General features: G+C 61.2%; 10 protein-coding genes. 5 read left to right on the top strand and 5 right to left on the bottom strand.

Going from position 1 to position 11012, the window contains the following annotated elements; translation table 11 throughout:
- Positions 1-304: 304 nt before the first annotated feature.
- Both I2H31_RS14320 and I2H31_RS14315 read right to left on the bottom strand, forming a co-directional pair.
- Positions 305-715 carry a response regulator gene (locus I2H31_RS14320; protein WP_196293718.1) on the bottom strand — a complete coding sequence of 137 codons (411 nt, stop codon included), beginning with the start codon at positions 713-715 and terminating at the stop codon, positions 305-307.
- Between the two features lie 149 nt (positions 716-864).
- Complete coding sequence (locus I2H31_RS14315) at positions 865-2355, bottom strand: sensor histidine kinase (protein ID WP_196293717.1); 1491 nt, start codon at positions 2353-2355, stop codon at positions 865-867.
- An 82-nt stretch (positions 2356-2437) separates the two neighbouring features.
- On the opposite strand from I2H31_RS14315, the gene I2H31_RS14310 reads away from it, so the two are divergent.
- Positions 2438-3259, top strand: a complete 822-nt coding sequence (locus I2H31_RS14310) for a TrmH family RNA methyltransferase (protein ID WP_196293716.1) — start codon at positions 2438-2440, stop codon at positions 3257-3259.
- 8 nt (positions 3260-3267) lie between these two features.
- On the opposite strand, the gene I2H31_RS14305 is transcribed toward I2H31_RS14310, so the two are convergent.
- Positions 3268-3783 carry a DUF6630 family protein gene (locus I2H31_RS14305; RefSeq protein ID WP_196293715.1) on the bottom strand — a complete coding sequence of 172 codons (516 nt, stop codon included), beginning with the start codon at positions 3781-3783 and terminating at the stop codon, positions 3268-3270.
- Positions 3784-3877: 94 nt separating this feature from the next.
- Positions 3878-5689 carry a translational GTPase TypA gene (gene typA / locus I2H31_RS14300; protein ID WP_196293714.1) on the bottom strand — a complete coding sequence of 604 codons (1812 nt, stop codon included), beginning with the start codon at positions 5687-5689 and terminating at the stop codon, positions 3878-3880.
- Between the two features lie 241 nt (positions 5690-5930).
- Between typA and msrB the strand changes: the two genes are divergently transcribed.
- The 3 genes from msrB to I2H31_RS14285 all read left to right on the top strand — a co-directional run bounded on the left by msrB (position 5931) and on the right by I2H31_RS14285 (position 7869).
- Positions 5931-6482, top strand: a complete 552-nt coding sequence (msrB, locus tag I2H31_RS14295) for a peptide-methionine (R)-S-oxide reductase MsrB (protein WP_196293713.1) — start codon at positions 5931-5933, stop codon at positions 6480-6482.
- 156 nt (positions 6483-6638) lie between these two features.
- On the top strand, positions 6639-7430 hold the full coding sequence (locus I2H31_RS14290; RefSeq protein ID WP_196293712.1) for a DUF3050 domain-containing protein: 792 nt from the start codon (positions 6639-6641) through the stop codon (positions 7428-7430).
- A gap of 76 nt (positions 7431-7506) precedes the next feature.
- A complete protein-coding gene (locus I2H31_RS14285; protein WP_196293711.1) occupies positions 7507-7869 on the top strand; it encodes a hypothetical protein in 363 nt (120 codons plus the stop codon).
- A gap of 83 nt (positions 7870-7952) precedes the next feature.
- Here the strand turns inward: I2H31_RS14285 and I2H31_RS14280 are convergent, their stop codons facing one another.
- Positions 7953-8675, bottom strand: a complete 723-nt coding sequence (locus tag I2H31_RS14280) for a hypothetical protein (RefSeq protein WP_196293710.1) — start codon at positions 8673-8675, stop codon at positions 7953-7955.
- Between the two features lie 233 nt (positions 8676-8908).
- Here I2H31_RS14280 and metG point away from each other — a divergent pair, with 233 nt between their 5' ends.
- On the top strand, positions 8909-10951 hold the full coding sequence (gene metG, locus I2H31_RS14275) for a methionine--tRNA ligase (protein ID WP_196293709.1): 2043 nt from the start codon (positions 8909-8911) through the stop codon (positions 10949-10951).
- Positions 10952-11012 lie beyond the last annotated feature (61 nt).

The following is an 11012-nucleotide window of genomic DNA, read 5'->3' as shown; positions in this document are numbered from 1 at the left end:
CGCGCGGCCGGGCCGGGGCCGGCACCGCGGGCGGCGCTCCCAGCTGGCGCGGGCCGTCGTCCTGGGCCTGCGCCGCCCGGCCACCGAGCAGCACCGCGAGCAACGCGGGATAAAAAATGGGAATTCTCATCATACTGAGGGGCAAGTGAAGGGCAAGGCCAGTGGCCACGGAGCCGAACAAAGTAACGCGGCCCGGCCAACATTCTCAACCGGGCCCCGCCCTGGCGCAAACCGCCGGCCGCCGGCACAAATTCCGCCCGTCGGCCATGAAGGCCCCGTGAACGCCCAGGTGGCAGCCCCTGGGTTAATTCAGCAGCTTTTCCAGCAGGCTCAGGCTGTCGGAAAGGTCGGTGCCGGTTTCAAAGTCGAGGGGCTTGAGAATGTAGCCGCTCACGCCCAGCCGCTCGGTATTGAGGCGGTCCACGTCCATGCTGGAGGTGGTGGTGATGAACACCGGAATGTGCTGGAACTCCGGGTTGGCGCGCAACTCGGTCAGGAATTCGATGCCGTTCATTCGCGGCATGTTCAGGTCGAGCAGGATAACCTCGGGCAGCGGGCGCAGGGCCTCGGCGCCGTTGCGGCCCAGCAGCAGGTCCAGGGCCTCTTCGCCGTTGAAGGCCGTGCGCAGCTGGTGCGGCACGTTGAACTTGGCGAAGGACTTCTCCGCCGTCATGGTATCAAAAATGTCGTCTTCGACGAGTAAAACAGAACGCATGGAAATTATTTAATGAATTGGGGACGTTTGTCATCCTGAGCGCAGCGAAGGACCTTTTCACCGCTGAACAACAGTCGTTCAAGCTGGATAAGGTCCTTCGTTGCGCTCAGGATGACAAACGTCGGTCGTCGTGTATCGTTCACTGCCGGCTACTTGGGCCAGGTAAAAATAAATCCCGCGCCCTGGCCCGGGGCCGATTCGACCCGGATGCTGCCTTTGTGCTCGTCGATGATTTTCTGCACAATGCTCAGGCCAATGCCCGTGCTTTCGGCCGTGTGCCGGTCGCGCAGGGTCTGGAACAGCAGAAAGATTTTCTGGTGGTACTCCGGCGCGATGCCCGGCCCGTCGTCCTGCACCCGAAACTCGTAGCAGCGCCCGATGTCGCGGCTGCTCACTTCCAGGCGGCCGGCGCCGCGGTGGTGGTACTTCACGGCATTCGAGAGAAGGTTGGTGAACACCTGCTGCAGGCCCAGCCGGTCGGTGACCAGCGTGGGCAGGTCGGGGCCGAGGCGCAGCGTGAAATCGGGCGGCACCACCAGCTCGGCCACTTCGGTCAGCAGCTGCTGCACGTCGACCGGGGCCGGCTCCTGGGCGGTGCGGCCCACGCGGGCATAGGCCAGCAGGCCGTTTATCAGGTCTTCGAGGCGGCTGAGGCGGCCCTTCATCTGGTCGAGGTAGGTGCGCAGTTGCGGCGAAAGCTCGGCCGCCAGCTCGTCCTCAATCCACTTCACAATGGTGGTCACGCCGCGCAGGGGCGCCTTCAGGTCGTGCGAGGCCACGTAGGCGAACTGGTCGAGCTCCTGGTTGCGCTTTTCCAGGGCGCCGAAGCTTTCGTCCAGCGTCTGGGTCATGCGGTTGAGCGACACGGCCAGCCCGCCGAGGTTGTCCTGTTCCGAATCGGTGATTTTGACGGTGTAGTCGCCCTGCACCACCTGCTCGGCCAGCTCCCGAATCTGGGCAATGCGCCGGCTGACTTCCGCGTTGATAGTGGCCAGCTCGTCCTGCAGGCGGCGGTTGTCGGCCAGCTCGCGCACTATTTTCAGCACCAGCCACACCACAATCAGCACCGCCAGCACCGCCGACACCAGCACCACAATGGGCGTGGCCCGCTCAAAAATGTCCTGCAGCTTGCTGCGCTGGGCCAGCAGGGCCATTTCGTTGTTTTTGATGCGGGCATACAGCATGCGCACCTGGCGCAGGGTCTGGCGGTCGGTGTCGAGCAGGGTTTGCATGGCCGACTGGCTCATGGCCTTTTTTATCTCGGTGAGGGGCCGCAGAATGCGAAATTCCTGCTCCACCAGCTGCTGCAGCGAATCGAGCCGGGCGCGTTGGGCGGGGTTGTCCACGGTGAGGGCGTGCATGCGGTCCAGCGCCGCCGGCAGCTGGCCCGTGGCCATGCTGTAGGGCCGCAGGTAGGCCGTGTCGCCGGTGAGGAGGTAGCCGCGGGTGCCGGCCTGGGCGTCTTTGAGCACCGCCGTAATGGTTTCGGCTTCCTGCAGCACCTGGTAGGTGTGCTCCACGCGCTCGGTCTGCACTTTCAGCCCCCGGATGCTCCAGAACGAGGCCGCCGCCGTGAGCAGCAGCACGCCCACGGCCAGGGCCAGCCCGACGATGATTTTGGGGTCGATTTTCGATTTCATTGGCCGCGAAGGTAATGGCCCGCCCTACGCTTGGGGCGCCGCCAGGGTTGAGGCCGCCGCGCGGGCGGGTATCTTTGCGCCCATGCCCTTTGCCCCCTCCGACCGCCTCAGCAGCCCCCAAAACCCGCGCATCAAGCAGTTGCTCAAGCTGCAGCAGAAGTCGGCCGAGCGCCGCGCCCTCGGCCTCACCCTGGTCGAAGGCCTGCGCGAGCTTACCATTGCCGTGGAGGCCGGCGTGGCCGTGGCCACCCTCTATACGTGCCCCGAACTGACCGGCCAAAGCGGGCTGGTGGAGCTGGAAAGCTTGTTTGTGGGCAAAAAACACGCGCCCGAGTGGTTTGAAGTCACGCGCCCGGTCTTCGAGAAAGTGGCCTACCGCGAAGGCTCCGACGGCCTGCTGGCCGTGCTGCGCACCCCCGCCCGCACCCTCGCCGACCTGCGCCTCCCGCCCAATCCGCTCGTCATCGTGCTCGAAGCCGTGGAGAAGCCCGGCAACCTCGGCGCCATTCTTCGCACCGCCGACGCCGCTCCCGTCGACGCCGTGCTCATCGGCGACCCGCGCACCGACTTGTTCAACCCCAACGTCATCCGGGCCAGCATCGGCTGCGTGTTCACGGTGCCCACCGTGGCCGCGCCGGTGGCCGATATCCTGGCTTTCCTCAAAGAAAAAGGCATCCGCACCCACGCCGCCGCCCTGGCGCCCGAGTCCAGAAACTACACCGAATACGACTTTCGCGGCCCTACCGCGCTGGTCATGGGCACCGAAGCCGACGGCCTCACCCCGCAAATGCGCGCCGCCTGCGACGAAACCATCATCATCCCCATGCGCGGCCGCATCGACTCGCTCAACGTGAGCGTGGCCACGGCCGTGCTCACGTTCGAGGCCGTGCGCCAGCGCGGGTAGGTCTTGGGCTAATAAACCGTGATGTTAAAACCCAGTTTTTTCGCTAGACGACGGGCTTCTTCAGCTTGTGCATCGTCCACGATACCCAGCGGATAGGAGTCGCTGTCCAACGTGAATAACACGAGCGCCAAGCCTTTTACTTCCAAAGCATCCTGCAGTGCATCAAGGGCTTCCGCGTTGCGGTTGCGGCCACCCGGCAGCGTACTGGTTGGCAAAGCATAGCCGCGTTGCTGCCGCGTCAGAATTTCGTTGAGACCTTCTGCCATTTCGGCGGCGTCTTCCTTCCAATCATTTTCCCAGGCCAAATCCTCTATCGATAGCGCATCAATGAGGGCAATGTCGCGCAGTTCCTGCTCGGGCAGTGCGGTCAAAATGCCGCGTTCCTCTAGTTCCTCTGCAAACTGCGTCTGGTAAGCCGTCGGGTCGCGCAACGCCAGAGCCAGCCGTTTGCCCACGCGCTGGGTAGCGGCGTCATCACCCAGCGTAAAAAGCCGCACGAACTGCGTCAAAATTTCTTGATTCATAAAACAGATTTCTTCAAAAACTAAACGAGGTCAAAAGAAAAAGGGCGCGACCAAAGCCGCGCCCTCTTCAACTTACTTCGCAGAAAACGGTGAATTAGTCGGCCTGCTTGGCGTAGCGCAGGCGCTCGTTCTCGTCCAGCAGAATCTTGCGCATCCGAATCGACTTCGGCGTCACTTCCAGGTACTCATCCTTCTGGATGTATTCCATGGCTTCTTCCAGCGAAAACTGGCGCTTGGGCACAATCTTGGCGTTGTCGTCGGAGCCCGAAGCGCGCATGTTGGTCAGCTTCTTGCCTTTCTGGATGTTGATGGTCAGGTCATTCGGGCGGGTGTGCTCGCCGATAACCTGGCCGGCGTACACTTCCTCGCCCGGGTCTACGAAGAACGCGCCGCGGTCCTGCATCTTGTCGATGGTGTAGGCGGTGCCGGGGCCGGTTTCCAGCGAAATCAGCGAGCCGGCGATGCGGCCCGGAATGACGCCCTTGTACTCCTCGAAATCGATGAAGCGGTGGTTCATGATGGCCTCCCCGCCGGTAGCCGTCAGCACGTTGTTGCGCAGGCCAATCAGGCCGCGGCTCGGAATGCGGAATTCCAGGTGCTGCAAGTCGCCCTTGGGCTCCATGATGGTCATTTCGCCTTTGCGCATGCTCACCAGCTCAATCACCTTGCCAGCGGTTTCCTCGGGCACGTCCACCACGAGCAATTCCATGGGCTCCAGGCGCTTGCCGTTGTCGTCTTCTTTGTAGATTACCTGCGGCTGGCCTACTTGCAGCTCGTAGCCCTCGCGGCGCATCGTTTCGATGAGCACCGACAAGTGCAGAATGCCGCGGCCGAACACGAGGAAGGTATCTTCCTTGTCGGTCACCTGCACGCGCAGCGCCAGGTTTTTCTCGGTTTCCTTGAACAGACGGTCGCGCAGGTGACGCGAAGTCACAAACTTGCCTTCCTTGCCGAAAAACGGCGAGTTGTTGATGGTGAACAGCATGTTCATCGTCGGCTCGTCGATGCTGATGCGCTCCAGCGCCTCCGGGTTCTCGAAGTCGGCCAGCGTGTCACCAATGTCAAAGCCTTCAATACCCGACACGGCGCAGATTTCGCCGCTGTTCACTTCGTCCACTTTCACGCGGCCAAGGCCTTCAAACACGTGCAGCTCGCGAATTTTCACCTTTTTGATGGTGCCGTCGGCCTTCATCAGGCTCATGTTGGCGCCTTCTTTCAGGGTGCCGCGGTGCACGCGGCCGATGGCGATACGACCCACGAACGACGAATAGTCGAGCGAGGTAATCTGCATCTGGGGCGTGCCTTCCAACGTCGGTGCCGGCGGAATCGAGGCCAGCACGGCGTCGAGCAGCGGGGTGATGTTGTCGGTTTTAACTTTCCAGTCCGTGCTCATCCAGCCCTGCTTCGAGGAGCCGTACAGCGTCACGAAATCCAGCTGGTCTTCCGATGCGCCAAGGTTGAACATGAGGTCGAACACCTGCTCGTGCACCTCGTCGGGGCGGCAGTTTTCCTTGTCCACTTTGTTCACCACCACGATGGGCTTCAGACCCAAATCGATGGCTTTGCCGAGCACGAAACGGGTCTGCGGCATGGCGCCTTCAAAGGCGTCGACGAGCAGCAGCACGCCGTCGGCCAGCTTCAGCACGCGCTCTACCTCACCGCCGAAGTCGGCGTGACCAGGGGTGTCGATGATGTTGATTTTTACACCGTTGTAGCGAACCGATACGTTTTTGGAAACGATGGTAATGCCGCGCTCGCGCTCCAGGTCGTTGTTGTCGAGGATGAGGTCGTCGAAGTGCTGGTGCGCGTCAAAAATTTTGGATGCGTGGATAATCTTATCCACCAGGGTGGTCTTGCCGTGGTCAACGTGAGCGATGATGGCAATATTCCGAATGTTCTGGGCCATGTGTTGTGTTTTTGCGGGTGCAAAGGTACGGATAAATTAGCGCAAAGCCTTGTGGTACTCAACTATTAACAAGAAGCTAACCACGGCGGCCGGCCGCACCCCGCGCCGCGCCGCCAAGCGTGTCGCCCTAAATGGCTTAGCCGCACCGTAAGGTTCCCGCCGGGTTTGCGTCTACCGCTCAGTCCGAACTGTCATTCGGCGCCGTATGTTGACCACCCATCATCCAAGCCCCTCCCCAACCATGCGTTTCTCCCTGTTGGTATTACTGGTTTCAATATTTTCCCTCAACACCGCCTGCTCCCAGAAGCGCGACGTGGCCGCCAACACCGCGCCGCCCGCCCGCACCGCGGCCGGCAAAACCTATTTCCAGCCCAAGCCCGTCACCGGCAAGCCCGACGAGTTCCCGGTGCGCCACCCCGAGGCCGAATGGAAAAAGCTGCTCACGCCCGACCAGTACTACATCCTGCGCGAAAAGGGCACCGAGCGCGCCTTCACCGGCAAATACCACGACAACCACGCCGCCGGCACCTACTACTGCGCCGCCGACCACAACCTGCTGTTCACCTCCGACACCAAGTTTGATTCCGGCACCGGCTGGCCCAGCTTCTACGCCCCGGCCACCGACAACAGCGTGAAAGTGGCGTCCGACAACACCTTCGGCATGAGCCGCGACGAAATCGTGTGCGCCAAGTGCGGCGGCCACCTCGGCCACGTCTTCGACGACGGCCCCAAGCCCACCGGCCAACGCTACTGCATGGATGGCAATGCGTTAGTATTTGAGAAGAAAAAGTAGACGTGCCTGCATTATTCTAGGAAAATTAACAAATGGGAGACCCTGCGAGAACCGCTCGCAGGGTCTTTTTCGTTGGTATAATAAGTGCACGGCCTTTCCCCGCGTGTGCTTCAGGAGTAAGCCTCCTGAAAAAGTCACACTTTGCCCTTTCTTGCTATGGAAGCTGCCTCCGACCCCATCGATTTTCTCCAGCAAGAAGTAGGCCCTGCGCGCCGCTTGCTGCTCAACAACGGCCTGTACCGCAGCATCCGGAATCTGGCCGATTTGCGGCAATTCATGGAGCACCACGTGTACGCCGTGTGGGATTTCATGTCCTTGCTCAAGGCGCTGCAAAAGGGCCTTACGTGCGTGCAGGTGCCGTGGGTGCCCACCGCCCACCCCGCCATGCGGCGCCTCATCAACGAAATTGTACTGGAAGAGGAGTCCCACGTGGACCCGGCGGGCCAGCCCATCAGCCAGTTTGAGCTCTACGTGCGCGCCATGGAGGAGTGCGGCGCCGACACTGGACCCGTCCGGCGGCTGGTGGCCGCAGTGGCCGACGGCTGCACCATCGACCGCGCGCTGGATGCCGCGAAGGCGCCCGACTCGGTGCGCGAATTCGTACTCACCACGTTTGACATCATTCGGGTTGGCCGGCCGCACGCCGTGGCCGCCGCCTTCACGTTTGGCCGCGAAAACCTGATGCCGGACATGTTTCGCCACCGGGTGGCCGACCTGCGGGCCCGCTTCCCCGGCCAGCTCGAAACGTTTTCCTACTACCTCACCCGCCGCCAGCCCGTGGAGGACGCGCGGGCCCCGCTGGCGCAGAAAATGGTGCGCGAGCTATGCGCCGACGACCCCGAGCGCTGGCTGGAAGCCCAGCAAGTGGCCACGCGCTGCCTCGAAGCCCGCATGGCCCTCTGGGACGGCGTGAAGCTGGGCCCGGTGCGTGCGGCGCTGGCCGCCTAGCGCCGCCGAACCACCGGGGCCCCCGCCGCGTTTGAAGCACGCAGCCAACTCAGGTTGTGTTATTCAGGCGTTGGCCATGTTGAATTTTTGGATATTGCCGGGCCGCCCGGCCCTGGCCGCGTGCCTGGCTTTGGCGCTGACTTCCTGCACCGCCACCGAGCAAACGGCCGAAACCGCCACGCCGTCGTCGGGCCCCGTCCAGGTAAATTCCGACGCCGACCGCCGGGCCATTTACAATGGCAATGGCACCGGTTCGCCCAGCTCGGCCGTGCCCGACGCCACGCCCAACCGCGTGCGCCTCGGCGAGCAGGCCGCCGACATCAACCGGCAGAAGCGCATCGAAAACGTGAACACCAACGACCCCAACAACGCCCCGCCCGAAACCCGCATGCAGCGCCTCAACTACCCCGCGCCCGTGGACTCTACGCGGCGGCCGTAGCCCGGGCCGCCTGCTGCAGCTCGCACAAAAAAGCCCGTCCCGAGATTCGGAACGGGCTTTTTCTCCTGATAAGTAAAAAGCCATTACGCGCTGATTTCGCCGGTGCTGGGGCTGTCGGCCGAGTTCATGACGTCGTTTGCCTCGGGTTCAGCAGCGGCCTGGGCGCGGGGCTTGGGGCCACGGCGGGCGCCGGTAGCGGGCGTGCCGGGCTTGGGGCCGCGGCGGGCTGGGGCTGGGGTGGTGGCTGCTGCGGGCTTGCGGCCCCGCTGGGCGCCGGCAGCGGGGGCCGCCGGAGCGTCATCCGCGTCGGCAGTAGCAGGGGCGTCGGCCCGGGCGGCGCGGGGCTTGCGGGGCGAGCCGTCTTTGTTCAGCGTCTGGGCTTTTTTGCGGCGGCGGCCCGATTTATCGGCTTTTGCCGCGGATGCGCTGCCCGCTCCGTCGCTGCCATTGCCGGCGCCTGCCACGGAGTCATAATGCCGCACAATGGTGTGCAGGGCTTCTTCAAACATGCGCTCCGTGTCGCCGTCGAGGCGGCGCGTGGCTTCCTTCACCACTTCCTTCAGCTTGGCTTTCGTTTCTTTGCGGATGCGAGCCACCACCTCACTCATGCGGTTGTTCAATTCTTTTTGCAATTGCTTGGCGGCCGATTTGAGCGATTTTTTCTGGCTGGCTTTGTTGCTGGCCCGGTCGTCGTTCAGGTCCGAGGCTGCGCGTCCGGCGCCTTTGGCGGCATTGCGGGCCGCTTTTTCTTCGGGCGTGCGTTTGGCGCGTTTTTCCGTTTTGGTCGGAGAAGCAGGTTTTTTCATGTGAAAAAATTGATTGATAAAAGGTGAAAAAGGCGAGGGTAGAAATGCTTATTTGTACAACGCTTTTAAATAGGCGCGGTCAAATATAAAATGAATTATGTATCAAACGGTTTCGCTGGTTTTTAGGTTAGTTTATTGCCGGCCTTTTTTAATTGTTTCGCTGGGGTTGACGGTAGTTGCCAGCGGTTTTTAATAATTGCGCGCTGCCGCCGCTTTACTTTTTTCTGTTTTGTATGTCTTTTCTTCCTAAACGCTACACCGTTACCGCCGCATTGCCCTACGCCAACGGCCCGGTGCACATTGGCCACCTGGCGGGGGTTTATTTGCCGGCTGATATTTATGTGCGCTACCTGCGGTCGGCGGGTCGCGACGTAAAATTTATTTGCGGTTCCGACGAGCACGGCGTCCCCATCACCATTCGCGCCCAGAAAGAAGGCGTTACGCCGCAGCAAGTGGTGGACAAATACCACGCGCTGATTCGGGATTCCTTTCGCGATTTCAACGTGTCGTTCGATGTGTATTCGCGCACGTCGTCGGCCACGCACGCCGAAGTTTCCAGCGGCTTTTTCACCAAGCTGAATAACGACGGAAAATTCATCGAACAAACCACGCAGCAATATTTCGACGAGTCGGCCCAGCAGTTTCTCGCCGACCGCTACATCGTGGGCACCTGCCCCAATTGCGGCAACGAGAACGCCTACGGCGACCAGTGCGAGCGTTGCGGCACCTCACTCAGTCCCACGGAATTAATTAATCCGCGCAGCATGCTCAGCGGCGCGCAGCCCGTGCTGCGCGACACCAAGCACTGGTTTTTGCCCCTCGACCAATACGAGCCCTGGCTGCGCGAATGGATAGTGGAAGGCCACAAAAACGACTGGAAAACCAACGTATACGGCCAGTGCAAATCTTGGATTGACCAGGGCCTGCACCCGCGCGCCGTCACGCGCGACCTGGACTGGGGCGTGCCCGTGCCGGTGCCCGGCGCCGAGGGCAAAGTGCTGTACGTATGGTTTGACGCCCCCATTGGCTACATCTCGGCCACCAAAGAGGCTTTTCCCGATGAGTGGGAAACCTATTGGAAAGACCAGGATACCAAATTGGTGCACTTTATTGGCAAGGATAACATCGTTTTTCACTGCATTATTTTTCCGGTAATGCTGAAGGCGCACGGCGACTACGTGTTGCCCGACAACGTGCCCGCCAACGAATTTCTGAATCTGGAAGGCGATAAAATCAGCACTTCGCGCAATTGGGCGGTGTGGCTGCATGAATACCTGGCCGATTTTCCTGGGCAGGCCGATGTGTTGCGCTACGTGCTGTGCGCCAACGCGCCTGAAACCAAGGACAACGATTTCACCTGGAAGGATTTTCAGGCGCGCAACAACAATGAATTAGTCGCCACGCTCGGCAATTTTGTGAACCGCGCGGCCGTGCTCACGCACAAATTCTTTGAAGGCAAAGTGCCGGAAGCGGGCGAATTATTGCCAATTGACGAAGACGCGTTGGCACAGCTGGCCGAATTTCCGGCTAAAATTGGGGAATTGATTGAGAATTACCGTTTCCGCGACGCGCTGGCCGAAGTGCTGAACCTAGCACGTTTGGGCAATAAGTATTTGGCCGAAACCCAGCCCTGGCACCTCATCAAAACCGACGCGGCCCGCACCGGCACGGTGCTGCACGTGGCCCTGCAAATTGCCGCCGCGCTGGCTCCGCTGTTGGAACCGTTCTTGCCCGAGTCGGCGCAGAAACTGGCCACCATGCTCAACCTGGAACTGGGCAATTGGGCCAGCGCGGGCCGGCGCAATGCCCTGGCCGCTGGCCACCAGCTGCGCGAGGCAGCCTTGCTATTTGCCAAAATCGAAGACGCCGTGGTTGAAACGCAGGTGCAAAAGCTGCTCGACACCAAAAAGGAAAACCAATTGGCCAACGCGCCCATCACGCCTGCTAAAGAGGACGTGTCGTTCGATGATTTTGGCGCCATGGATTTGCGCGTGGGAACCATCGTGGCCGCCGAGAAAGTGGCCAAAACCAAAAAACTGCTCAAACTCACCGTCGATTTGGGCTTGGAGCAGCGCACCATCGTCAGCGGCATTGCCGAGCACTTTATTCCCGAAGCACTGGTGGGCCAGCAGGTGCAGGTAATGCTCAACCTGGCCCCGCGCGAAATAAAAGGCATCAAAAGCCAAGGCATGCTGCTAATGGCCGAAAATGCCGACGGCAGCCTCGCGCTGATGCAGCCCAGCAAGCCCGTGCGCAACGGCAGCGGCGTAGCGTAGCCTTTGCTGTTATAAACCAAAAAGGGCCGGCTGCACATCGCAGTCGGCCCTTTTTGGTTGT

Source organism: Hymenobacter ruricola (assembly GCF_015694525.1).
GTDB classification, from domain to species: domain Bacteria; phylum Bacteroidota; class Bacteroidia; order Cytophagales; family Hymenobacteraceae; genus Hymenobacter; species Hymenobacter ruricola.
This window is presented reverse-complemented; position numbering and strand designations above follow the sequence as displayed.